This is a genomic window from Kitasatospora sp. GAS1066B, assembly GCF_041262605.1.
In the GTDB taxonomy this organism is placed as follows: Bacteria; Actinomycetota; Actinomycetes; order Streptomycetales; family Streptomycetaceae; genus Kitasatospora.
Genome location: NZ_JBGCCO010000004.1, coordinates 319,005 through 343,152, shown reverse-complemented (window position 1 = coordinate 343,152; position 24,148 = coordinate 319,005). Strand labels below are relative to the sequence as shown.

The following is a 24,148-nucleotide window of genomic DNA, read 5'->3' as shown; positions in this document are numbered from 1 at the left end:
GATCCACCCCGAAGGGCTTCACCGTTCGACTTGCATGTGTTAAGCACGCCGCCAGCGTTCGTCCTGAGCCAGGATCAAACTCTCCGTGAATGTCTTCCCGGCAGTGCTTAATTAAAAGCCCGGGTCCACACCCGCGTTGAGCGGCACGACAACCACCGGAATAGGGTGACCTCGTGCACTGCGTCCTCGCTAGTGTTTTACTTCAAAAGGAATCTCCAACCCCGATCAAATGACCGAGGCCGGGGATGTCAACATATCTGGCGTTGACTTTTGGCACGCTGTTGAGTTCTCAAGGAACGGACACTTCCTTCAAGCCGCTCTCGCAAGCTCTCCGGGCGCTTCGTTCTTTCGTGTTTCCAGCTTATCAGATCCGGCTCAGTGCCTTTTCCGACTTCCTGGCTGGCCAGGTCCGCCTTTTCTGCGGCGACCGCCACTCTACCGTATTTCCGGACATGGTCCGGACCACACAAATTCCAGAAGGAAGTAAGCGAGGTTGGAAATCAGTAAATGTGATGGTCGCTCCGAACGGGTTCGGGCCGGCCTCTCGGCTGCCCCTTGCGTCCGTCCGGTTCAGGCGACTCGGTCTACCTTAGGCCAGCCAGGCAGCCCCGTCAAACACCGAGGGGCCAGATCTGACCAGATCTGGCCCCTCTAGGTGGTTCTCGCAGCTCAAGTACCGTGCACTTCAAGCCACCTGACGCGTTCCCAGCACCGTCCCAGATGACAGGGCGTCAGTTTCCGAGCTCGACAGCGGCAAGGTTCCGCTTGCCACGACGGAGCACCAGCCAGCGGCCGTGCAGCACGTCGGCCGTGGTCGGCACGGCGTCCTCGTCGGCCAGCTTGGTGTTGTTGAGGTACGCCCCGCCCTCCTTCAGCGTGCGTCGGGCGGCCGAGCGGCTGGGGGCCAGGCCCACCGCGACCAGCAGGTCGGCGATCGGGAGCAGCTCCGTCACCGCGGCCTTGGGCACCTCGCTCAGCGCGGAGGCCAGCGTCTCCGGCTCCAGATCGGCGAGGTCGCCCTGGCCGAACAGGGCCTTGGAGGCGGCGACCACGCGCTCGTACTGCTCGGCGCCGTGGACCAGCGTGGTCAACTCCTCGGCCAGTGCACGCTGGGCGAGGCGGGCCTGCGGGCGATCGACGGTCTCCCGCTCCAGTTCCTCGATCTCCTCCTTCGAGCGGAAGCTGAAGATCCGCAGGAAGTTGGAGACGTCCCGGTCGTCCGCGTTCAGCCAGAACTGGTAGAAGGCGTACGGCGTGGTCAGCGTGGGGTCGAGCCAGATCGTGCCGGTCTCCGTCTTGCCGAACTTGGTGCCGTCCGCCTTGACGATCAGCGGAGTGGCCACCGCGTGCACGGAGTTGCCGTCCGCCTTGCGGATCAGCTCGGTGCCGGCCGTGAGGTTGCCCCACTGGTCACTGCCGCCGGTCTGCAAGGTGCAGCCGTAGCGGCGGTTGAGCTCCAGGAAGTCGTTGCCCTGGAGGATCTGGTAGCTGAACTCGGTGTAGCTGATGCCCGCGTCGGAGTTGAGCCGCCGGGCGACGGCCTCCTTGGCGATCATGCTGTTGACCCGGAAGTACTTGCCGATGTCGCGCAGCAGGCTGATCGCGGACAGCTCGGAGGTCCAGTCGAGGTTGTTGACGATCCGGGCCGCGAACTCGCCCTCGAAGTCGAGGAAGCGCTCGACCTGGCTGCGGACCCGGTCCACCCAGCCGGCTACCGTCTCAGGGGCGTTCAGCACCCGCTCGGCGGTCGGCTTGGGATCGCCGATCAGACCCGTCGCGCCGCCGACCAGGCCGAGCGGGAAGTTCCCGGCGTTCTGGATCCGGCGCATGGTGAGCAGCTGCACCAGGTTGCCGAGGTGCAGGCTCGGCGCGGTCGGGTCGAACCCGCAATAGAAGGTGACCGGGCCGTCCGCGAACGCCTTGCGCAATGCGTCCTCGTCGGTGGACAGGGCGATCAGCCCACGCCACCGCAGCTCGTCGACGATGTCCGTCACGGTCACGCTTCTCCTCGGTCGGGCCGGGCCGCTGCTGGTGACGGGTCCGGCGATCAGGTTCGTGAGGCTCCCAGCGTGTCTGAGGGTACGCGGTTCGCGCTAGCCGGTTTTACTCGCGGACCGGCGGCGCGGGGTGTGTGCCCGGTACGGGCTGACGGACGGATCGCCGTGGATCCAGAACCGCCAGGGGATGTCGCCGGCGGTGGAGACGCCCGTGCGCGGTCCGCTGCGGATCAGTTCGGCCGGTGGCGGCGTGCCGGGCAGTAGGCGGATTACGGGGCCGTCGACCACATCCTCGCCGTCCTGGCTCCGGTCGACGCCGAGGGCCATGGCGAGGCGGGCCGGTCCCTGGGCGAGATCGTGGTCCCGGCGGCTGGTGGGGCGGCGCCTGCGGGCCTGCTCCACTCCCCCGGTCACCTCGCCGGCCCGCAGCAGGACTCCGCCGGGGTGCAGGGCAGGACCGCAGACCAGGTTGAGGCAGTAGTGCATGCCGTAGGTGAAGTAGACGTACGCGTGGCCGGGCGGGCCGAACATCACGGCGTTGCGCGCGGTCGGCCCGCGGAAGGCGTGCGAGGCGGGGTCGTCGGGTCCCGTGTAGGCCTCGACCTCGGTCAGCCGGAGTTCGACGGTGCCGGTGGGGAGGGTGCAGCTCAGCCGCCGGCCGAGCAGTTCGGGGGCGACCTCGCTGGCGGGTCGGTCGAAGAACGAGCGCGGCAGCGGTGCGGGACGCTCCCCCGGCGCGGCGGGCGCGGTGGCTGCGTGGTCGGGCGCGGCGGTCGGCGCGTTCATGGGCGCATCGGTAGGCACGATGCCGAGCGTAGCCCGGGGTGTCGCCGGCGCCCCACGCGCGGCCACGGGGTGGCCGCTGAGCGGGGAAATTGCGTTGTCGGGCAAGGGGCTTGGCGGTCAGAGTGGTTGGGTCCGCCACGGCGGCGGCGACGGCCTGGAAGGTGTCCGGAATGCGCAACACACTGGTGCTGAACGCGAGCTACGAGCCGCTGTCGACGGTGTCCCTGCAGCGTGCGGTGGTGCTGGTACTCCAGGACAAGGCCGTGGTGGAGCAGGCACATCCGCTGCGCGTGATGCGGGCCACCGGTGTGTCCGTGCCGGTGCCGCGGGTGATCAGACTCCAACGGTACGTGCGGGTGCCGTTCCGACAACGGGCGCCGTGGTCGCGGCGGGGCGTGCTGGTCCGGGACCAGCACGTGTGCGCCTACTGCGGGCGGCGGGCGACCACGGTGGACCACCTGGTGCCGAGGTCGCGCGGCGGTGCCGACAGCTGGCTGAACACGGTGGCCGCGTGCGCCGAGGACAACCAGCGCAAGGCCGACCGGACGCCGGAGCAGGCCGGGATGACCCTGCTGCGTCGGCCCTTCGAGCCGACGCCGGAGGCCTCGCTGATGCTGGCGCTGGGCCTGCGGGCCGGGGAGGCCGGCGAATTGGCCGCCTGGCTGCCGCGCGCGGCACAGCTGAGCGGCGGCTCGGTGAGCGGCGCTCTGGCGGCCGGCGGGGCGGTCGCCGTCGCCTGAGCGGAGCGGGCCGAGGCGAGCGCGCTGGGGGATCGCGCTGGGGGCTCGGCTGAGCGGTCCGGTGGGCCGGCCTGATCGGGGGACAGGCCGGCCCACCGGGTTGATCACGGGCGGTGCGCCCCGGGTCAGCCCTTGGCCTGGTAGGCGCTCGCGGTGCCGAAGGTGGCCGAGTGGCCGGGTACGGCGATCACCCGGTCGTCGCCGATCAGCACCCGGCCCGAGGTGAGCAGCGAACCGGTGTTGTGCGGGAAGCCGCCGCCGACGCTCTCCTGACCGCTCGTCAGGGCGAAGCGGCTCAGGTGGGCGGGCTGGTCCAGGCGCTCCTCGGCCGCCAACACCAGCGAGCCGCCGTCCAGGCCGACCGCGGCCACCGAGCCCTTCTCGCTGACACCGGTGTGCCAGAGCTGCTTTCCGCTGCTCAGGTCGTAGGCGACCACCGAGGTCGCACCGCCGGGCACGGCCACGGTCGTGACCATGGTGTGGCCCTGGAAGAAGACACCCGGCAGCGGGTCGAAGGTGCCCTGGGCAACGTTCAGCCGGCCACCGCCGTTCGGGTCGGTGACCGGGATGGTGACGGCCGGGTCGCCGGTCTGGCCCCAGGCGAGCAGCTTGTCGTCGGTCGGCTGGTCGCCGGTGGTGAGCATCACGGCCGGCTCGGCGGAGAGCACGGTGGCGGTCTTGGGCTGGCTGGGCAGGCCCTTGGCCCAGAGCACCTTGCCGTCGGCCGCGCCCAGGGCGACGGCCTGGTCGGTGGGGCTGCTGTCGACGCAGGCGCTGTGCACCAGCACGGTGGCGCCGGCGGCGCTGCCGGAGAGCGTGCAGAACTTGCCCTGCCCGGCGTACTGCCAGGCGTCCTGGCCGTTGGCGGCCGACCAGGCGCTCACCTTGTCGTCACCGACCGCGATCACCTTGTCGTCGGTGACGGCGACCTGGGCCGTGTACGGGTTGGTGCCGGAGAGCGGCTTGGTCCAGGCGACCTTGCCGGCCTTGGTGTCGACGGCGGCGAGCAGGGCGCAGGGGCTCTTCGGGTCGGCCTGGGTGTGGAAGAGCACGCCGCCGATGCCGGCGGAGTTGACGGTGGGCGAAAGATCGCACGGGGTGACGCCGGCGGTGGGGGCGTCGAGGTTCCAGGTGGGCTTGCCGGTCGCCAGGTCGTAGGCGTGCACGCCGCTGCCGTCGGCGCGGACCATGGCGGTGGGGAGCAGCCAGCTGCCGACCAGCGTGTCGTCGGTGCCGGCCGGCGGGGCGGTGGCGGGCTGGGCGGCCCAGATCTTGTTGTGGGCGACCGCGAATCCCGGGTCGGCGACGGGGGCCGAGGGGGCGGCGTGATGCGTGCTGCCGCCGCTGGTGGCGACCACACCGGCGGTGACCAGGACGCCGAGGGCGGCGACGCCGGCGGCGACCCGGATCAACAGGGTCCGGCCGCCCGGGGCGCCCTCGGTGGCGAGCACCGTACCGAGGGCGCCCTGGGCGGCGGTGCGGGCGCGGTCGAGCAGCGAGCCGCCGGCGGCGGCGTCGGACACGGCGCCGGCGGAGCCTGAGGCGCTCTCGGCTGCGGCGGCGTCGAGTGCGGCGACGTCGGGCTCGCCGTCGAGAGCGGGCACCGGCGGCATGGTGGCCGTGGCGAACGGGTCGGCGTAGGGCGGTTCCTCAGGGGCCGCCGGATACGCCCCTGTGGCGTCGGTCTGGTAGCCGAACTCTGCGGTCGGCTGGTACTGCTGCTGGTCCGGCCACTGCCAGGGTTGCTCGGCCGGGTACGTCTGCTCGGCGGGGTACGCCTGGTCCGTCGCGTACGTCTGCTCCGTGGCGTACACCTGCTCGCCCGGGTACGGCTGCTGCTGCGGGTAGGTGTGCTGCTGCGGTTGCTGCTGGGGCGTGCCGTAGGGCTGTTGCTCGGTCGGGTACCAGGTCTGCTGGTAGTCGTAGCCGCCGGGATCGGTCCCGCCGCCCTCCTGGGGGTACCCCTGGTCGGAGGCTGGGGGGTAGTCCTGAGCCATGCGTTCCGTCCGTCCCGACTGCGTACACCGAACGGCCAGCATCTCACGCCGCCCGCGCGCACCGGTCGGCCAAGGCGGTCACGGGGGCCGCCATGGCCGACCGGGGGGCGCGGTTCGGTCAGTTGGGTCGGTTCAGTTCGGTCGGTTCAGCTCGGTCAGATCGGTCGGTTCGGTCGGCTCGGTCAGTTCGGTCGACGAACCGTCAGGTCTGGTGACCGAACTCTCAGGTGCGGTGACCGAACCGTCGGGTCCGTCGACCGAACCGTCAGCCCTGCTGGGTGAGCGCCTGGTCGATCCTGGCCGCCAGTTGGAGGTCCAGGTCGGTCACGCCGCCCGCGCTGTGGGTGGCGAGCGTGAAGGTCAGGGTGCGCCAGCGGATGTCGATGTCGGGGTGGTGGTTCATCGCCTCGGCGGCCTCGGCGACCGCCACGACCACGCGGATCGCGGCCGGGAAGTCGGTGGCGTCGGCGGTCCGGGTGATCGCCTCGCCCTGGCGGCGCCAGCCGGTCAGTCGGGCCAGTCCGGTGGTGATCTCGTCCTCGGTGAGGAGGGGGCTGCTGCTCATCGCGTCGCTCCAGCTCGGATGGGTCCCCCCGGAGCAACCGATGCTAGCGACTGACGCTGCGTCAGGTCAGCAGCAGCTTGGTCACGGCGGCGAGACCGACCACCACGATCAGCCCGCGCAGCGCGGCCGGCGGCAGTCTGCGGCCGACCTTGGCGCCGATCACGCCACCGAGCGCCGAGCCGACCGCGATCAGCAGGGCCGCCAGCCAGTCCATCGAGGCGGTGAACATGAAGAAGATCGCGGCGACGGCGTTGACGATCAGCGCGAGCACGTTCTTGACCGCGTTCATCCGCTGCAGGTCGTCGCGGAGCAGCATGCCCATCAGCGCGAGCATCAGCACACCCTGCGCGGCGCCGAAGTAGCCGCCGTAGACGGCGGAGCAGAAGATCCCGGCCACGAGCAGCGGGCTGCCGTCCGGGTGCGTGACCTCGCCGCCGCGCGCCGCCACCGCGCGGGCCACCCGCGGCTGGATCACCACCAGGACCAGGGCCAGCAGGATCAGCACCGGCACGATCGCGTCGAAGGCCTTGCTGGGCAGCTTGGTGAGCAGGAAGGCACCGAGCAGGCCGCCGAGCAGTGCGGCGGCACCGAGCCGGATCAGCCGCCCCTTCTGGTCCGCGAGTTCGCGCCGGTAGCCGATCGCACCACTGACCGAACCGGGCACCAGGCCCAGCGTGTTGGAGACATTGGCGGTGACCGGGGGCAACCCGATCGCCAGCAGGACCGGGAACGTGATCAGCGTTCCCGACCCCACGATGACGTTGATGGTTCCCGCGCCCATGCCGGCCGCGAAGACCGCCAGTCCTTCCCATGGAGTCATTGACTCGTCCCTACTCTCGCGTGTCCGCCCCCGTCAGGGTGGCGGCGCTCGCGATCATGCCGGACGGTGGGCCGAGCGCCCAGCCGGTTCCATGATGAGAGACGAGACCTGAGACGACTTGGGCACCTCGCGGCCCGGACCGATCAACCTGGGCCGGTCAGTCCGAGCCGATGACTCCAGGCCGATGACTCCGGCCGGTCAGTCCGAGCCGATCACTCCGGGTCGATCTGCGGGTACTCCCGAGGCGGGGTGACCCGGGGGCGGGCCGAGCCGGTCTGGTCGGTGTCCACCGGGCGCGGGCCGTTGGCCGGACCGACCGAACGGCTGCCGTTGCCGTCCGCCACCGGCTGCTTGGTCAGGTTCGGGCCGACGCTCGACCCCGCGCCCTGGCCGCCGCCCTGCCCGCCCATCCCGCCGAAGGCGCCGCCGATGCCCTTGAGCGCGTCGCCCACCTCGCTGGGGATGATCCAGAGCTTGTTGGCGTCGCCCTGGGCCAGCTGCGGCAGCGTCTGCAGGTACTGGTAGGCGAGCAGCTTCTGGTCCGCGTCGCCGTCGTGGATCGCCTCGAAGACGGTGCGGATCGCCGCCGCCTCACCGTCGGCCTTGAGCACCGCGGCCTGCGCCTCACCTTCGGCACTGAGCACCGCGGCCTGCTTCTCACCTTCGGCGCGCAGGATCGCCGCCTGCCGCTGGCCCTCGGCGGTGAGCACGGCCGCGCGCTTGTCCCGCTCTGCGCGCATCTGCTTCTCCATCGAGTCCTGGATGGAGGTCGGCGGCTCGATCGCCTTCAGCTCGACCCGGTTGACCCGGATCCCCCACTTGCCGGTGGCCTCGTCCAGCACCCCGCGCAGCCCCGCGTTGATCACCTCACGGGAGGTCAGGGTGGACTCCAGGTCCATCGAGCCGATGATGTTGCGCAGCGTGGTGACCGTGAGCTGCTCGATGGCCTGGATGAAGCTGGCCACCTCGTAGGTGGCCGCTCGGGCGTCGGTCACCTGGTAGTAGATGACGGTGTCGATGTTCACCACCAGGTTGTCCTGGGTGATCACCGGCTGCGGCGGGAACGGCACGACCTGCTCGCGCAGGTCGATCCGGTTGCGGATGGTGTCGATGAACGGCACCACGATGTTCAGGCCCGCGTTGAGCGTGCGGGTGTATCGGCCGAACCGCTCCACGATCGCCGCACTCGCCTGCGGGATCACCTGGATCGTCCGGATCAGCGCGATGAACGCCACCACAACCAGAACGATCAACACGATGAGGACGGGTTCCACAGTGTCTCCCCTGGACAACCTGCATGACTCGGACGACTGGTGGGCCGGGACGGCCGACTAGTCGACCAGGGCGGTAGCGCCCTGGATTTCGACGACATCCACCTGTTGGCCGGGCTCGTAGACCCGGTCCGGGTGCAGCGCCCGGGCCGACCAGATCTCGCCGTTGAGCTTGATCCGCCCGCCCTCGTGGTCCACCCGCTCCTGCACCGTCGCCCGGGCTCCCGGCAGCGCCTCGATCCCCATCCGGACCCGCGGCCCCCGGTCGAGCTTGCGGTAGGCGATCGGCCTGACCACCACCAGCATGGCGACCGAGACGACGAGGAAGGTGACGAACTGCCAGACCACACCCGCCCCGACCCCGGCGACGATCGCGGCGCCGACGGCGCCGAGCGCGAACAGCCCGAACTCCGGCAGCACCGTGATCGCCAGCGGTATGCCCAGACCGACGGCGACCAGGAGCCACCACAACCAGCTGTCCACAGGCCCATCCTAGGGAGGAAACGAAGTCCTGAGGGTGGGTTCCCGCAGGTGGATGGGCGGAAACCGGTCAGTCGTTCTGACCAATTCCCCGTGGTCGCCCACGCGATCGGGCACCCGGGTCGGGCGAGGGGGTCGCGCCGGGGTCAGCCGAGCGGCAGGCCCTGGGCCGACCAGCGGTCACCGTGGCGCTCCAGGGTGAGCGGCAGGCCGAAGCAGAGCGAGAGGTTGCGCGCCGTCAGCTCGGTGTCGATCGGGCCGGCCGTGAGCACCTTGCCCTGACGGATCATCAGCACGTGGGTGAAGCCGGGCGCGATCTCCTCGACGTGATGGGTGACCATCGCCATCGCGGGCGCGTACTCGTCCTGGGCCAGCGCGCCGAGCCGGCGCACCAGGTCCTCGCGGCCGCCGAGGTCCAGGCCGGCCGCGGGCTCGTCGAGCAGCAGCAGCTCGGGGTCGATCATCAGGGCGCGGGCGATCAGGGTTCGCTTGCGCTCGCCCTCGGAGAGGGTGCCGAAGCGGCGGTCGTCGTAGCCGCCCATGCCGAGCCGGTCGAGCAGCAGCAGGGCCCGTGACGTGTCGGTGGTCTCGTAGGTCTCCTGCCAGGTGGCCGTCATGCCGTAGGCGGCGGTCAGCACCGTCTGCAGTACGGTCTGCTCGCGCGGGATCCGCTCCAGCATCGAGGCGCCGGCCAGGCCGATCCGCTGGCGCAGCTCGAAGACGTCGACCGAGCCGAGCTTCTCGCCGAGCACCGCGACCGTGCCGCTGGTGGGGTGCAGGTAGCTGGCGGCGACCTGGAGCAGCGTGGTCTTGCCGGCACCGTTGGGCCCGAGGATCACCCAGCGCTCGCCCTCGGCGATCGACCAGGAGACCTGGCTGATCAGTGCGCGGCCATCACGGACCACGGAAACGTCAACCAGCTCCAGCACGTCGCTCATGCCCAACGCCTTCCCCATTACAGTTTCTTCGGCCGTCCGGGGCCCTGCGCAGCGGGGTCCTGCGCGTAGGAGACCTCGGGGTGCGGTCCACTCATGTCGACAAGTCGGTGCCGGCGGGCAGCCTACTCCGCCGGCCGGGTGGGCAGGGAGGGGGTGCGGCTGCTCGCAGCACAGGGCAAACCTACGCCACGCGGGTGGCCGCGTTGTCCGTAGGCTGGCGGGATGCCGCTGACTCCTGCCCAGAATCCGTCCGTCGATCCCTTCGCCGAGCCGCGATCCGCGCGGCTGACCGCCTGGGGCAACTCGCTGCTGGCCGGCTTCGCGCCACCGGACCACGTGGTGGAGGAGGTGGTCGGCGAGGACGAGCGGCACCGGGTGGTCGGGCTGCCCGGCGATGTCGAGGGCGAGCAGCACGCGCTGAGCTGGGCGCTCGGACGGCTACGGGTGCTCGGCGTCAAGGGGCTGCGCCTGGCACTGCCGTCCGAGGGGCACCCGCTGGGGCTGACCGGGCCCGCCGCGTTCAACGTCGCGGCGCTGACGGTGGGCGAGGCGGTGCTGGCGGTCGGGGTGCCGGTCGGCTTCGTCCCCGAGATCGAGGTGTACGGCCCGCCCGGCGACCAGTCGGCCACCGTGCTCTGGCGCTGCCACGAGGTGCACGAGGCACCGCCGGCCGACGTCCCCTCGCTGTCCGAGGCCGAGCGCGAACTGGCCGACGGGCTGCGCGAGGCGACCGTCCTGCTCTCGCGGCTGGACGTGGCCGGAGCCGGCCCGGAAGCGCTGAAGGCCCTGGAGCAGTACCGCCGACGCGGGCACAGCAAGCTGCTGGCCCCCGGCTACCCACCGCGCGCGGTGCGGGTGCTGGAGTCGGCGCGGCAAGTGTCGGCACTCCTGGCGATCGCCGCCGAGAGCCACGGCGCGGCGGTGAGCGCCGCCGAGATGGCGGCCCGGGCGGCGGTACTGACACCCCTGCGCCGCACGGCGCGCCGGGCGCAGGTGGCGGCGTACAACGCGCTGGTGGACGAGCGGGAGTAGGCCCGTCGGCCCGTCCTGCCATGGGCTCGTGCGCCTCGCCTGATTGGGAGAGCGGGCGGGGTGCACGCCCCATAGCCTGGTACTGAAGGGGTGGGTCCAGCCCAACTCAGGAGGCGATGGCCGTGCGCCACTGCCCTGCCGTGATCGCCGCGTCGCTGTGCGCGGCCGCGTTAGGCGCGGTCGCCGCCGGCTGCTCCTCCGGAACGGTCACCACCACACCGGTCTCCTCCGCCCGCGCCACAGCCTCGGCCTCCGCACCCGGTTCGACGTCGACGTCGAGCGCGGCCGCGCAGGCGCAGGTGGGTGACACCCTGGAGCTGGCGGGGACGGAGGCCGGCGCGCGGATGGCGGTGACGGTGACCCAGGTGGTGGACCCGGCCCAGCCGGCGGACCAGTTCTCCAGCCCGAGCCCCGGGCAGCACTTCGTGGCGGTCCAGTTCCGGCTGAACAACATCGGGACGACCGGCTACTCGGACAGCCCGTCCAACGGCGCCCAGTTGATCGACACGAGCGGGCAGGGCTTCAACGCAGCGATCACGGACACCACCACGGCAGGGCCCGCGTTCCCGGCCGGCGTTCACATCGCCCCCGGCGGCACCGCATTGGGCTTCATCACCTTCCAGGTCCCGGACACCTCCACCGTGGCGAAGGTCCAGTTCACGCTGGCCTCCGGCTTCGCCCAGCAGACCGGGCAGTGGAACGTTCCCGCTTCCTCCGGCGCGACCGCGACCTCCGTCCCGAGCAGCGCCCCGCCCGCGACGGCTCCGGGCTCACCCGGCGCAGCCGCCACACCCGGCACGTCGTCAGCAACGGACCCCCAGCAGGTGGTGACGAACTACTTCGCCGCCGTCAACGCACACGACTTCGCCACGGCGTGGGCGCTCGGCGGCAAGAACCTGGCCCACGACTACCAGTCCTTCGTCGCCGGCTTCTCGACGACCTCTCTCGACACCCTGACCGTCACCGGCGTCCAAGGCGGCACGGTGACCGTCCAGCTCGACGCCACGCAGACGGACGGCAGCCACCACCTCTTCGTGGGCAGCTACACCGTCCAGAACGGAGTCATCACAGGCGCGAACGTCGCGCAGCAGTGAGCGCGGCGCGGCGTAGGGCGCCGTCCGCCTGTCACTGACCTACGCCAGGTCGCCGTGGCGGACGGCCCAGAGGGCGGCCTGGGTGCGGTCGGCGAGGTCGAGTTTCATGAGGATGTTGGAGACGTGTGTCTTGACCGTCTTCTCGGAGAGGTTGAGGCTGCGGGCGATCTCCCGGTTGGAGCGGCCGTCGGCGATGTGGCCGAGCACCTCGCGCTCGCGCTCCGTCAGGGTCCCGCCCCGGCCCTGTGGGGCGCGTGGGGCGTCGTCGGCGAGCAGGGCGCCGGCCAGCTCGGGCTGGAGGAGCACGTGTCCGGCGTGCACCGAGCGGATCGCGCCGGCCAGCGCCTCGGGGTCGACGTCCTTGTACACGTAGCCGGCGGCGCCCGCGCGCAGCGCCGGGACCACGGTGCGGTGTTCGGTGAAGCTGGTGACGATCAGCACCCGGGCCGGGTTGCCCTCGGCCTTGAGTCGCTTGAGCGCCTCGAGGCCGTCCACGCCGGGCATCTTGAGGTCCATCAGGACCACGTGCGGGGCCAGTTCCTGGGCCTTTGTCACGCCCTCGGCGCCGTCCGCGGCCTCGCCGACCACCTCGATGTCGTCCTGGACCTCCAGGAAGGTGCGCAGGCCGCGGCGGACCACCTGGTGGTCGTCGACCAGCAGGACGCGGATGGGTGTTGACGGACTCTCAGGCACCGGGGACCTCCAGTTCGATGACCGTACCGCGTCCCGCGGCCGAGGTGAGGGTGAGCCGTCCGCCGACACTCTGCGCGCGGTCACGCATCGAGACCAGCCCGAGGTGGCGCCCGGCCTCGCGGACCGCGTCCGGGTCGAAGCCGCGCCCGTCGTCGGCGACGGTGAGCACGGCTCCTCGGGTCTCGGTGCCGCGCAGTGTCACCGACACCTTCGTCGGCTCGGCGTGGCGCAGCGCGTTGTGCAGCGCCTCCTGGGCGATCCGCAGCACTGCCGCCTCCTGGGCGGGCGGCAGGGTGCGCACCCCGCCGTCGGTGTCGAAGGCGACGGTGGCGGTGTGCGCCCGGTCCAGCACCTGTGCCTGGGAGGCCAGGGTTGCCACCAGCCCGTCCTCGTCGAGCGCCGCCGGCCTCAGCTCCACGACCACGTCGCGCAGTTCGTCCGCCGCCTCGGCGGCCAGCTTCGCCACCTCGGTGAGCTCGACGCGGGCCCGGGCCGGGTCGCGGTCGAGCAGCTTGGCGGCGGCCTTGGCGGTCAGGCGCAGGCTGAACAGCTTCTGCGAGACGGCATCGTGCAGGTCGTGTGCGATCCGGGCCCGCTCGCCGGCCAGGGTGAGTTCGCGGCTGCGCTCGTAGAGGCGGGCGTTGGCGAGCGCGATCGAGGCGTGCGCGGCCAGGATCCGCAGCAGCCGCTCGTCGTGGTCGGTGAAGCCGCCCGCCTTGTTGGCCAGGAAGATCGCGCCGAGGATCTCGTCGTCGTCGCGGATCGGCATCCCGAGGAAGTCGCCCAGCTCCGGATGCGCGTCGGGCCACCCCTCGAACGCGGGCGCCTTGCGGACATCGGCGAGCCGGGTGGGCGCCGGGTCGTGCAGCATCGTGGCGAGCACCCCGTGCTGGCGCGGCAGCGGTCCGATCGCCTTCCACTGCTCGTCGCTCACCCCGTCCACCACGAACTGCGCGAAGCCCCCGTGGTCGTCGGGGACGCCGAGCGCCGCGTACTCGGCGCCGAGGAGCGAACGCGCGGAGGCGGTGATCCGCCGGAGCACCTCGCGCACCTCCAGGTGGCCGCTCATGGCGAGGACGGCTTCGCTGAGGGCCTCCAGGCCATCGACGCAGGCGTCATCGAGCGGGTGGGCGGTGGCGCCGCCGACGGCGGGCTGGTGCTGCGTGGTCCCCATGGGCCCACGGTAGCGCCGCGCCCCGCCGCCGGCGTGGGGCCCAGGGCGGGGCGGGGGTAGGGCGGGGGGCGTAGGTCCGGGGTCGGGGCACCGGGGGCACCGCGCCTGGTGGCCACGGCTGCCGCGAACCGCGAATCGGCGGTGCGCGGACGCGGGTTTCAGGCCTCCGGGCGACCCGTCCTGACCACCCCCAGCTCGTACGCCGTGATCACCAGCTGCACCCGGTCCCTGGCCGCCAGTTTGCTGAGCAGCCGCGCCACATGGGCCTTGACGGTCGCCACACTGATGTAGAGCTCGATCGCGATCTCGCTGTTGGACCGGCCCCGCCCGACCAGGGCCAGCACCTCCAGTTCCCGCTCGGTGATGCCCTCGACCGCCTGCGGGCGCGGGGGTGGGGCAGGGCGGTGCTCCGGGCGGCTGACGAACTCCTCGATCAGCCGCCGGGTGACCGCGGGGGCGATCAGCGCGTCCCCGGCGGCGACCACCCGGATGCCGCCGAGGATGTCCTCCAGCGCCATGTCCTTGACCAGGAAGCCGCTCGCGCCGGCGCGCAGTGCGGCGTACACGTAGTCGTCGTCATCGAAGGTGGTCAGCATCAGGACCCGCACCGGGCCGCCGTCTCCGGTGATGATCCGGGTGGCCTCGATGCCGTCCATCCCGGGCATCCGGATGTCCATCACCACCACGTCGGGTTGCTCCTCGCGGGTCAGCCGCACCGCCTCGGTGCCGTTGCCCGCCTCACCGACCACCACGAGGTCGGGGGTGTCGGCCGCGAGCACCCGCAGGCCGGCCCGCACCAGGGGCTGGTCGTCGACCAGCAGCACGCGCACCGTCATCGGACCACCACCTCCGCCGCCGTCACCGGGACCGGCAGCCGCGCCGCCACCCGGAAGCCACCTCCGGGGCGCGGCCCGGCACTGAACTCGCCGTGCAGCAGCGCCACCCGCTCGCGCATCCCGATCAGGCCGAACCCGCTGCCGCCGCCAGCTCCCAGCGCGTCCCCGCCCCGCCCCCGGTCGCCGATCTCGATCGACAGCAGCGCCTCCTGATAGTCGATCAGCACCTCGCACCGCCGCGTCCCGGCATGCCGCACCACGTTGGTCACCGCCTCCTGGATGATCCGGAAGGCGGAGAGCTCGATCTCGGACGCGAGCACACGCCGCTCCCCCCGCCAGCGCACTTCGACCGCGAGCCCGGTGGCGCCCGTTGCCTCGGCCAGCCGCTCGACGTCCGCCAGCATCGGGGCCGGCCCGCGCGGCGCGGCCTGCGCCGCCGGCTCCAGGCCCGGCTCCAGGCCGGTCACCGGGCGGCGGAGCGAGCCGAGCGTGCGCCGCAGCCCGGCCAGCGTCTCGCGGCTGGTCGCCTCGATCGCGCGCAGGGCGTTGCGCGCCTCCTCCGGCTGGGTGTCCATCACCCGGCTGCCCACCCCGGCCTGGATCGCGATGATGCCGATGCTGTGCGCCACCAGGTCGTGCAACTCGCGGGCGATCTCCAGCCGTTCGGCCGTCACCGCCTGGGCGGCGTTGCGCGCGCGCAGCGAATCGGCGTACTCGCGGTGCTGGCGAACCGAGTTGCCGATCAGCCAGGCGGTGAGGATCAGCAGGACCAGGACCGCGGCGGCGGGCACGCCCAGCGCGAACTGGCGCAGCCAGATCGGAGCGGCACTCAGCAGCCCGGCACAGGTCAACCCGGCAGCCACGGCGGAGGTCCGGCGCGGGTGGCGGAACGCGACGAAGCAGACCGCGGCGCCCAACAGCAGGCTCTCCGCCACTATCAGGAAGGGCCAGTCCGCCAGCGACACCTCCGCGAGGAAGGCGCCCGCCGTCATCGACGCCAGGGCGAGCAGCGGCCGTCGGCCCAGCAGGCCGACGGGCAGCAGCGTGGCGAGGACGGGGTAGGCGGCCTGGACACTCGCGCCGCCGACCGGTGCCGGCACCGGTCCGAACGAGTGCGGCGCGCCGTGCGCCGTCTGGGCCAGGCGCACCGCGGCGACCAGCACCAGCGGGTACAGGGCCACGGCCGTCCAGACGAGGGCCGTCCGGACCGCCGGAGGCACACGCTTGAGCAACGGGAGAGCGGGAGTGTCGTCCACGCGGTGATCGTATTCAGTTCCGGCCGGCCCGGGCATCGGCCCACGGGCGTAATCCTCGGGGCCAGGTCGGCGGCACCGACTCTAGCCCGCAGCCGCATGTGCGACGGGCCTGCCGCCCGGCACTGTTCTCAACGTGATCGAAATCAACGAACTGACGAAGCGTTACGGCGGCACCACCGCCGTCAACGGCCTGACCTTCACCGTGCGCCCCGGCCACGTGACCGGCTTCCTCGGCCCCAACGGCGCCGGCAAGAGCACCACGCTGCGCCTGCTGCTCGGCCTGAACGCGCCGACCAGCGGCACCGCCACCGTCAACGGCCGCCCGTTCGCCGGCAATCCGCGCGGCCTGCGACAGGTCGGCGCGCTGCTCGACGCGGGCGACGTGCACGGCGGCCGCAGCGCCCGGGCTCACCTCACGGCGCTCGCCCAGAGCAACCGGATCCCGCGCGGGCGGGTCGACGAGGTGCTGCGGGAGGTGGGGTTGGGCAGCGCGGCGAACCGGCGGATCGGCGGCTTCTCGCTGGGCATGCGCCAGCGGCTCGGGATCGCCGCCGCACTGCTCGGCGACCCGCCGGTGCTGCTCTTCGACGAACCGTTCAACGGCCTCGACCCGGAGGGCGTGCTCTGGGTGCGCGGGCTCTGCCGGCGGCTGGCCGCCGAGGGCCGCACGGTCTTCGTCTCCAGCCATCTGATGAGCGAGATGCAGAGCACCGCCGACCGGCTGATCGTGATCGGCCGCGGTGCGCTGCTCGCGGACGCCAGCATCGCGGAGTTCGCGGCGCGCGGCACTGCGCCGGGCGTGGCCGTCCGGACGCCCGAGGCCGACGCGCTGACCGCGCTGCTCACCGCCGCCGGGGCGGTGGTCCGGCCGGACGGCGGCCCCGACCAGTTGACCATCACCGGACTGGACGCCGAGCGGGTGGGCGAGCTCGCCTTCCAGCACCGGATCCGGCTCACCGAACTCGCCACCCGCACCGCCTCGTTGGAACAGGCCTTCATGGAACTCACCGCCGACAGTGTCGAATACCTCGCCGGAGACCGCACATGACCATCACCGTTGACTCCCTGTCCCCCGCCGCCACAGCTGCAGCCGCTGTCGCCGAGCCGCGTGCCCGCTTCCGCGACCTGCTGGCCGCCGAGTGGACCAAGCTCTGGTCGCTGCGCTCGATCCACTGGGCGCTGGCCGCCACCGTGCTGGCCATCCTGGCCGCCAACGCCAACGCCGCCCGGTCGGACCTGGCCAACTACCCCAACTACTCGGCGGAGGTGAAGAACTACTGGTTCGTCCCGTACTGGGCCATGCGGGACGCCTTCACCAACAACTCCGCCTGGATCGTGGCCCTCGCGGCCGGCGGCATCGGCGCCATCGCGATCGTCGGCGAGTACAGCACGGGCATGATCAGAACCACCTTCGCCGCCGTCCCGGCCCGCCGCTCGGTGCTCGCGGCCAAGGTGGCGGTGCTGACCGGGCTGATGCTGGTCGCGGGGGCGGTGATGGCCTTCGGCTCGTTCTGGCTGACCCAGGCGATCCTGTCGCACCGTCACATCGGGATCTCGATCAGCCAACCGGGCGCGCTGCGCTGCGTCATCGCCTCCGCCCTCTTCCCGGTGGTCTGCGCGCTGATCGGCTTCGGCCTGGGCGCCCTGATCAAGCACAGCGCAACCACGGTGATCGCCACCGTCGGGGTTCTGCTGCTCCTGCCGAACCTCTTCAACTCCCCCGACAAGCGCTGGATCTGCGACCTCCACAACCTGATGCCGATCGCCGCCTGGGAGCGCCTGGCCTTCATCGGCGGCCGCCAGCAGCTGTTCGGCCCCTATCCGGCGACGATCACCGGCTCCTGGCTGACGTACCTGATCTGGCCGCTGGTCGCGGTGCTGCTGCCACTGCTGCTGGTGCGGCGACGCGACCTGTGATGCGCTCAGTACGCGGGGAAGGCCCGGCCGCCCAGCATGGTGCCGCCGACGAAGGTCGCGCCCAACTCGGTTGCGGACGTCACCGCCTTCCGCACCCGCTCCGCGATCTCGCCCACCGGCACCCGCTCCGTCTCCCCCGTCGCCCGGGAGGTCAGTTCCACGACGCCCTCGGCCAGCCCGCGCTTGCCGACCGTCACCCGCAGCGGGATGCCGACCAGCTCGACATCGGCGAACTTCACGCCGAGCCGCTCGTCGCGGTCGTCCACGATCACCTCGACGCCGGCCGCGAGCAACTGCCGGTAGACGTCCTCGCCCGCCTTCGCCGTCTCCGCGTCCTTGGGCTGGGCGATCACCACCGCCACCGCGAACGGGGCGATCGAGAGCGGCCAGGTGATGCCCTTCTCGTCGTGGTGGCACTCGATGGCAGCGGCCATCGCGCGCTCGACGCCGATGCCGTAGCTGCCCATGATGAGGTTGACGGGGGCGCCGGCCGCATCCTGGACGATCAGGCCGAACGCCTCGCTGTACTTGTAGCCGAGCTTGAAGATGTGGCCGACCTCGATCGCCTTCCGCACCTGCAAGGGCGCACCGCACGAGACGCACGGCTCGCCGGCCGCCACCTCGCGCAGCTCGGCCCACTGCCCGACCGTGATGTCCCGCTCGACGTCCACGCCCCGCAGGTGCACGCCGTCGACGTTCGCGCCCGTGAACATCGCCCGCCGTCCGCGCAGTGCCTCGTCGGCGAGCACCGGAAGCGAGGAGACACCGACGGCGCCGAGGCTCCCGGGCAGCGCGCCGAGCGCAGCCTGGATCTCCTCGGGGCGGGCCGGCCGCACCGCGTTCGCGCCGGTGGCGTCGATCAACTTCTGCTCGGCCAGCGCGTGGTCGCCGCGCAACAGCACCAACGTGAGCCGCTCGTCCAGCACGTACACCAGCGTCTTGATCTGCCGCTCCGCCGCCGCACCGAAACCGGTCGCCAGGTCCTCGATGGTCCGCACGCCCGGGGTGTCGAAGCGCTCGAGCTCCGCCGCGCCCGAGGCGTCCTCCAGCGCCGACAGTCGAGAAGTCGCCTTCTCGATGTTCGCCGCGTACCCGCAGGCGGGACAGTGGACGACGAGGTCCTCACCCACCTCCGCCGGGCACATGAACTCCGTCGAGGTCGACCCGCCCATGGTGCCGCTGGACGCCTCGACCGGGATCGCGGGAATGCCGAGCCGGGCGAAGATCCGCAGGTAGGCGGCACGTTGGCGTTCGAAGGCGGTGTCCAGGCCGTCGCTCGCGAGGTCGAAGGAGTAGGCGTCCTTCATGGTGAACTCGCGGGTCCGCAGCAGACCGGCCTTGGGGCGCGGCTCATCGCGGAACTTGGTCTGGAACTGGTACCAGATCTGCGGCAGTTGGCGGTAGGAGCTGAGGTCGGCGGCGAGCGTGGCGAAGATCTCCTCGTGCGTCATGCCGAGGGCGAGCTGGGCGCCCTTGCGGTCCTTGAGCCGGAACATCTCCTCGCCCATGATCGTCCAACGCCCGCTGCGCTGCCAGACCTCCGCCGGATGCAAGGTCGGGAGCAGGAACTCCTGCGCGCCGATCGCGTTCATCTCCTCGCGGATGATCCCCATCACCTTGGCCCGCACCCGCACCGCGAGCGGCAGCAGCGAGTAGTGACCCGCCATCAGCTGCTTGACGTACCCGGCGCGCAGCAGCAGGCGGTGACTCGGCGCGTCAGCGTCCGCGGGGGTCTCGCGGAGGGTGGGGATGTGCATCTGGGACCAGCGCATGGGCAAGTGACCTCAGGAGATCGGACGAACAGGAACGGATCGTCAGCAGCGTAGAGCCTGCGCGCGACGGCCCGCCGCTGATATCCGTCTGCCCCGAAAACACCGCGGCCCGGCCGATCGCCATGAGGATCGGCCGGGCCCGCGACGCGGAGCGCCGCTCAGATGTCGCGGAACGTCTCGATCTGCGCCCCGATCGAGTTCAGCCGGTCCGCCAGGTCCTCGTAACCGCGGTTGATCACGTACACGTTGCGCAGCACCGACGTCCCCTCGGTCGCCAGCATCGCCAGCAGCACCACCACGGCCGGGCGCAGCGCGGGCGGGCACATCATCTCGGCGGCGCGCCAGCGGGTCGGGCCTTCGACCAGGACCCGGTGCGGGTCCATCAGCTGGACGTGGGCGCCGAGCCGGGTCAGCTCGGTCAGGTAGATGGCCCGGTTGTCGTAGACCCAGTCGTGGATCAGTGTGGAGCCCTGCGCGGTGGCGGCGATGGCCGCGAAGAACGGGACGTTGTCGATGTTGATGCCGGGGAAGGGCATCGGGTGGATCTTGTCGATCGGCGCGCGCAGCTTGGACGGGCGGACCGTCAGGTCGACCAGCCGGGTGCGGCCGTTGTCGGCGGCGTACTCGGGACTGCGGTCGTAGTCCAGGCCCATCTCCTCCAGGACGGCGAGCTCGATCTCCAGGAACTCCACCGGCGCCCGGCGGACCGTCAGTTCGGACTCGGTGACGACGGCGGCGGCCAGCAGGCTCATCGCCTCGACCGGGTCCTCGGAGGGCGCGTAGTCGACGTCGCAGTCGATCACGGGCCGGCCGCGCACGGTGAGGGTGGTGGTGCCGATGCCCTCGATCTCGACGCCGAGTCGCTCCAGGAAGAAGCAGAGGTCCTGGACCATGTAGTTGGGGCTGGCGTTGCGGATCACCGAGACGCCGTCGTGCCGGGCGGCGGCCAGCAGCGCGTTCTCGGTCACGGTGTCGCCGCGCTCGGTCAGCACGATCGGGCGGTCGGGACCGACCTGGCGGTCGACCTCGGCGTGGTAGACGCCGGTGGTGGCGGTGACCTCGAGGCCGAAGCGGCGCAGCGCTGCCATGTGCGGCTCGACGGTGCGGGTGCCGAGGTCGCAGCCGCCGGCGTAGGGGAGCTTGAAGCGGTCCACCCGGTGCATCAGCGGGCCGAGGAACATGATGATCGAGCGGGTGCGGCGGGCCGCGGCCTGGTCCATGGCGTCCAGGTCCAGCTCGGCGGGCGGGGTGATCTCCAGGTCGGCGCCGTCGTTGATCCAGCGGGTCTTCACGCCGATGCTGTTCAGCACCTCCAGCAGGCGGTAGACCTCCTCGATCCGGGCCACCCGGCGCAGGGTGGTGCGGCCGGTGGTCAGCAGCGAGGCGCAGAGCAGCGCGACGCAGGCGTTCTTGCTGGTCTTGACGTCGATGCTGCCGGACAGGCGACGGCCGCCGACCACCCGCAGGTGCATCGGTCCGGCGTAGCCGAGCGAGACGATCTCGCTGTCCAGCGCCTCACTGATCCGGGCGATCATCTCAAGGCTGATGTTCTGCCCGCCGTTCTCGATCCGGTTGACCGCGCTCTGGCTGGTGCCGAGTGCCGTGCCCAGCTCCGCCTGGGTCCAGCCGCGGTGCTTGCGGGCGTCACGGATGAGCTTGCCGATGCGCGAAAGGTAGTCATCTGCCATGGGCGAGACGATATCTCATGGATGAGATACGAGTGCGGGCGGTACCCCCGTTCGGGGGACCGCCCGCACTGGCCTGCGACGAGGGCGCCGTCAGCCCTGACCCGTCAGCCCTGATGAAGGATCGTCAGCCCTTCTGCATGACCTCCGGCTCATGGCGGCGCAGCAGCCGCAGCACCAGGAAGGCCATCGCGGTGGAGAGGACCAGCAGCATGAACGAGTCGATGAACCACTGCAGCGCGCTGTGCGCCCACAGTCCGTCATGCGCGCTCATGTGAGTGGGGTCGAGCACCATGATGTGGCCCAGGTCCAGCGTGGTGCCGACCACGGCGACGCCCCAGCGGGCCGGCATCAGCCAGGCGAACTGGGCCAGTCCGACCTTGTCGAACAGCTGGAAGAGGCAGCCGGTGAAGACCACCTGGATGATCGCGAACATCACCAGCAGCGGCATGGTCGTCTCGGCGGTCTTCACCAGCGAGGAGATCACCAGGCCGAACATCATCGAGGTGAAGCTCAGCAGGATGATGCCGATCGCCATCTCGATGGCCGGCGAGTTGCTGAAGATCAGGCCGTGGGCCGGCAGCTTGCGGGGGAAGAAGCCGACCGCTGCGATGATCGTGCCCTGCAGCAGGCTGAACGCGCCGAGCACGATGATCTTCGAGACCAGGTACGCCGACCGGGACAGACCGGTGGCGCGTTCTCGTTCGTAGATCGCCCGTTCCTTGATCAACTCACGGACCGAGTTGGCCGCCCCGGAGAAGCAGGCCCCGATGGCGAGCACCAGCATGATGGTGCCGGCCGCGTTGTTGGAGCCGCCCAGCGGGTTGGGGGCCAGGCCGTGGGTGGCCGGGACCACTGTGGAGACCAGGCCGAGCACCAGCGGCAGCAGCACCGACAGGCCCAGGAAGACGCGGTCGGAGGCGATCACCGACAGGTAGCGGCGGATCAGCGTCCACAACTGCGAGCCCCAGCTCTGCGGCTTGGGCGGGCTGCTCAGCGGCTGGTGGTTGACCGGCGCCTGCTGCACGGCGACCGCGTCCACGTCCGCCGAGTACTGCTGGTAGTGCACCGAGCCCTTGTAGCGGCCGGCCCAGTCGTGGTCCGGGTAGTTCTCGAAGGCCTGGAAGACGTCCGCCCAGGTCTCGTAGCCGAAGAAGTGCAGGGCCTCGGCCGGCGGACCGAAGTAGGCCACCGAGCCGCCGGGGGCCATCACCAGCAGCCGGTCGCAGAGCGCGAGTTCGGCCACCGAGTGGGTGACCACCAGGACGGTCCGGCCGTCGTCGGCCAGGCCACGCAGCATCTGCATGACCTCGCGGTCCATGCCCGGGTCCAGGCCCGAGGTGGGCTCGTCCAGGAAGATCAGCGAGGGCTTGGTGAGCAGCTCCAACGCGACCGAGACGCGCTTCTGCTGGCCACCGGAGAGTGCGGTGATCCGGTTGTCGGCACGCTTGTCCAGGCGCAGCTCGTAGAGCACCTCGTCGATCCGGCGCTCGCGCTCGGCCGCCTCGGTGTCACCGGGGAAGCGCAGCTGGGCCGCGTACTTGAGGCCGGTGCGGACGGTCAGCTGCTTGTGCAGGATCTCCGACTGCGGCACCAGACCGATGCGCTGGCGCAGTTCGGCGAACTGCTTGTAGAGGTTGCGGCCGTCGTAGAGCACCTCGCCGCGGTCGGCCGGACGGTAGCCGGTGAGCGCGCGCAGCAGGGTGGACTTGCCGGAACCGGACGGGCCGATCACCGCGACCAGCGACTTCTCCGGCACCCCGAAGCTGACGTCGTTGAGCAGGATCTTCTTGGCGCCCTTGTGCTCGACCTCGACGGTCAGGTGGTGGGCGGAGAAGGAGACCGGGCCGTTGTCGATGAACTCCTGCAGCTGGTCGCCGACCAGTTGGAACGAGGAGTGCCCGACCGTCAGGCGGTCCTGTGGGCCGAGCAGCTGACGCTGCGCCGGAATACCGTTGACGAAGATCCCGTTGTGCGAACCGAGGTCGACGATCTCGTAGCGGCCGTCGGGCAGTTGGCGCAGCTCCGCGTGGTGGCGGGAGACCTGGAGGTCGGAGACGACGATGTCGTTCTCGAGCGCCCGACCGATCCGGATGGTCCGCATGCCCGCGGTGAGGTTGCGGATCATCGTGGGGTTGCGCTCGCCGCCGGCCTGGGCCGGCACGAACGGCTGCTGGTACGGCGGCTGTCCGTGCTGGGCCCGTCCGTGCTGCGCCTGACCGGGCTGTGGCTGACCCTGGTACGGCTGGCCCTGCTGCGGCTGCCCGTGCTGCGGCTGGCCCTGGTACGGCTGGCCCTGCTGCTGGTAGGGCTGCGGCGGGTAGGGCTGGCCCTGCTGCTGCGACGGGAACGGCTGCGGCTGGTACGGCGCCTGGGCCGGGGCCTGCTGCTGGAACGGCGCCTGCGGCGAGGCCGCGTGCCGGTTGGTCTCGGCGTCGTGCCAGCCCGCCGCGGGGCCGGGCTGCACCGCGGCGACCGGCGCGGCCTGGACCGGCGCGGCCTGCGCGGGCACGCCGGCCTGCATCGCGGCCGGGGCCGAGAAGGCCAGGCGCGGCCCGTTCTCGGCGTTGCCCAGGTTCAGCACCGTGCCGGGCACCAACTGCGCGTGCAGGGTCCGGCCGCCACCGAGGTAGGTGCCGTTGGTGCTGCCATGGTCCTCCAGCTGCCAAGCGGCGCCGTTGAACGAGATGGTGGCGTGCCGCCAGGAGACCCTGGCGTCGTCGAACGGGAAGTCCGCCTGGGGATCCCGTCCGATGGTGTAGGCCCGCCCCGGCTCCAGGGTCCGCTGCTGGCCGTTGATCTCTAGTACGAGTTGCGGCACTGTCCGCCTGCCCCGCTCTCTCGGTCCCCCGATGGCTTCCCCGCAGACGGGGAGTGAGGAATATCGCGTCTGACGGGGGGTAATCATTCCAGCTCGGTCCCGATGGCGAAAAGCCAGCCCCGTGGACTGTGACCTGGCGGCAACCATCCGCCGCCCGCGCGGTGACAGCGGCTGCTCCCCGCCGCCCCGGGTGCCGGACGACGAGCCGGATCACGCGCCCGAGCTCGTGCGGATCTCGTGCGGATCTCGTGCCGGATCGCGCGGCGAATCGCCG

21 protein-coding genes and 1 rRNA gene are annotated in these 24,148 nt (G+C 71.5%); 5 read left to right on the top strand and 17 right to left on the bottom strand.

From position 1 onward, the window contains the following. From ABH937_RS06505 to ABH937_RS06495, 3 genes are all read right to left on the bottom strand, one after another. Positions 1–90 (bottom strand): 16S ribosomal RNA (locus ABH937_RS06505); the annotation flags it as partial. Between the two features lie 641 nt (positions 91–731). Beyond that, positions 732–1,994, bottom strand: a complete 1,263-nt coding sequence (gene tyrS / locus ABH937_RS06500; protein ID WP_370217512.1) for a tyrosine--tRNA ligase — start codon at positions 1,992–1,994, stop codon at positions 732–734. 99 nt (positions 1,995–2,093) lie between these two features. Continuing rightward, positions 2,094–2,783 (bottom strand): DNA-3-methyladenine glycosylase, encoded by a 690-nt coding sequence (locus tag ABH937_RS06495; protein WP_280689033.1) that lies wholly within the window; start codon positions 2,781–2,783, stop codon positions 2,094–2,096. A 170-nt stretch (positions 2,784–2,953) separates the two neighbouring features. Between ABH937_RS06495 and ABH937_RS06490 the strand changes: the two genes are divergently transcribed. Beyond that, positions 2,954–3,523, top strand: coding sequence for an HNH endonuclease (locus tag ABH937_RS06490; protein ID WP_280689032.1), 570 nt, complete (start codon positions 2,954–2,956; stop codon positions 3,521–3,523). A gap of 125 nt (positions 3,524–3,648) precedes the next feature. On the opposite strand, the gene ABH937_RS06485 is transcribed toward ABH937_RS06490, so the two are convergent. From ABH937_RS06485 to ABH937_RS06460, 6 genes are all read right to left on the bottom strand, one after another. Beyond that, positions 3,649–5,520 carry a PQQ-binding-like beta-propeller repeat protein gene (locus ABH937_RS06485; RefSeq protein ID WP_370217500.1) on the bottom strand — a complete coding sequence of 624 codons (1,872 nt, stop codon included), beginning with the start codon at positions 5,518–5,520 and terminating at the stop codon, positions 3,649–3,651. Between the two features lie 265 nt (positions 5,521–5,785). Then, positions 5,786–6,085: a 4a-hydroxytetrahydrobiopterin dehydratase gene (locus ABH937_RS06480; RefSeq protein WP_370217499.1), complete on the bottom strand. Its 300-nt coding sequence runs from the start codon at positions 6,083–6,085 to the stop codon at positions 5,786–5,788. 61 nt (positions 6,086–6,146) lie between these two features. Then, the gene (locus ABH937_RS06475; protein ID WP_280689029.1) at positions 6,147–6,905 is read right to left on the bottom strand and encodes a sulfite exporter TauE/SafE family protein; all 759 of its coding nucleotides are present in this window, start codon (positions 6,903–6,905) and stop codon (positions 6,147–6,149) included. Positions 6,906–7,117: 212 nt separating this feature from the next. Continuing rightward, positions 7,118–8,179: an SPFH domain-containing protein gene (locus ABH937_RS06470; RefSeq protein ID WP_370217498.1), complete on the bottom strand. Its 1,062-nt coding sequence runs from the start codon at positions 8,177–8,179 to the stop codon at positions 7,118–7,120. Between the two features lie 57 nt (positions 8,180–8,236). Then, entirely contained in the window at positions 8,237–8,659 is a 423-nt protein-coding gene (locus ABH937_RS06465; protein WP_370217497.1) for an NfeD family protein, read from the bottom strand. Positions 8,660–8,802: 143 nt separating this feature from the next. Further along, positions 8,803–9,594: an ABC transporter ATP-binding protein gene (locus ABH937_RS06460; protein WP_280689026.1), complete on the bottom strand. Its 792-nt coding sequence runs from the start codon at positions 9,592–9,594 to the stop codon at positions 8,803–8,805. Positions 9,595–9,816: 222 nt separating this feature from the next. Here ABH937_RS06460 and ABH937_RS06455 point away from each other — a divergent pair, with 222 nt between their 5' ends. Beyond that, positions 9,817–10,626, top strand: coding sequence for a hypothetical protein (locus ABH937_RS06455; RefSeq protein ID WP_280689025.1), 810 nt, complete (start codon positions 9,817–9,819; stop codon positions 10,624–10,626). A gap of 106 nt (positions 10,627–10,732) precedes the next feature. Here ABH937_RS06455 and ABH937_RS06450 read toward each other — a convergent pair whose 3' ends face one another. Further along, positions 10,733–10,936, bottom strand: a complete 204-nt coding sequence (locus ABH937_RS06450) for a hypothetical protein (RefSeq protein ID WP_370217496.1) — start codon at positions 10,934–10,936, stop codon at positions 10,733–10,735. Here ABH937_RS06450 and ABH937_RS06445 point away from each other — a divergent pair. Then, the gene (locus ABH937_RS06445; protein ID WP_370217495.1) at positions 10,926–11,720 is read left to right on the top strand and encodes a DUF4352 domain-containing protein; all 795 of its coding nucleotides are present in this window, start codon (positions 10,926–10,928) and stop codon (positions 11,718–11,720) included. The two genes, ABH937_RS06450 and ABH937_RS06445, sit on opposite strands and share 11 nt — an antisense overlap. 39 nt (positions 11,721–11,759) lie before the next feature. On the opposite strand, the gene ABH937_RS06440 is transcribed toward ABH937_RS06445, so the two are convergent. From ABH937_RS06440 to ABH937_RS06425, 4 genes are all read right to left on the bottom strand, one after another. After that, complete coding sequence (locus ABH937_RS06440; protein ID WP_280689023.1) at positions 11,760–12,413, bottom strand: response regulator transcription factor; 654 nt, start codon at positions 12,411–12,413, stop codon at positions 11,760–11,762. Next, a complete protein-coding gene (locus ABH937_RS06435; RefSeq protein ID WP_370217511.1) occupies positions 12,406–13,482 on the bottom strand; it encodes a GAF domain-containing sensor histidine kinase in 1,077 nt (358 codons plus the stop codon). Before ABH937_RS06435 ends, ABH937_RS06440 begins: the two co-directional genes overlap by 8 nt. A gap of 263 nt (positions 13,483–13,745) precedes the next feature. Then, entirely contained in the window at positions 13,746–14,423 is a 678-nt protein-coding gene (locus ABH937_RS06430) for a response regulator (protein WP_370217494.1), read from the bottom strand. Further along, entirely contained in the window at positions 14,420–15,679 is a 1,260-nt protein-coding gene (locus ABH937_RS06425) for a sensor histidine kinase (protein ID WP_280689021.1), read from the bottom strand. The genes ABH937_RS06430 and ABH937_RS06425 overlap by 4 nt, the downstream gene beginning before the upstream one ends. Positions 15,680–15,812: 133 nt before the next feature. On the opposite strand from ABH937_RS06425, the gene ABH937_RS06420 reads away from it, so the two are divergent. Then, positions 15,813–16,727 carry an ABC transporter ATP-binding protein gene (locus ABH937_RS06420; RefSeq protein WP_370217492.1) on the top strand — a complete coding sequence of 305 codons (915 nt, stop codon included), beginning with the start codon at positions 15,813–15,815 and terminating at the stop codon, positions 16,725–16,727. Continuing rightward, the gene (locus tag ABH937_RS06415) at positions 16,724–17,596 is read left to right on the top strand and encodes an ABC transporter permease (protein ID WP_370217491.1); all 873 of its coding nucleotides are present in this window, start codon (positions 16,724–16,726) and stop codon (positions 17,594–17,596) included. Before ABH937_RS06420 ends, ABH937_RS06415 begins: the two co-directional genes overlap by 4 nt. 5 nt (positions 17,597–17,601) lie before the next feature. On the opposite strand, the gene ABH937_RS06410 is transcribed toward ABH937_RS06415, so the two are convergent. From ABH937_RS06410 to ABH937_RS06400, 3 genes are all read right to left on the bottom strand, one after another. Next, the gene (locus tag ABH937_RS06410; RefSeq protein WP_370217490.1) at positions 17,602–19,368 is read right to left on the bottom strand and encodes a proline--tRNA ligase; all 1,767 of its coding nucleotides are present in this window, start codon (positions 19,366–19,368) and stop codon (positions 17,602–17,604) included. A 158-nt stretch (positions 19,369–19,526) separates the two neighbouring features. Next, positions 19,527–21,056 carry a helix-turn-helix domain-containing protein gene (locus ABH937_RS06405; protein WP_370217489.1) on the bottom strand — a complete coding sequence of 510 codons (1,530 nt, stop codon included), beginning with the start codon at positions 21,054–21,056 and terminating at the stop codon, positions 19,527–19,529. Between the two features lie 124 nt (positions 21,057–21,180). Beyond that, entirely contained in the window at positions 21,181–23,874 is a 2,694-nt protein-coding gene (locus tag ABH937_RS06400; RefSeq protein WP_280689016.1) for an FHA domain-containing protein, read from the bottom strand. Positions 23,875–24,148 lie beyond the last annotated feature (274 nt).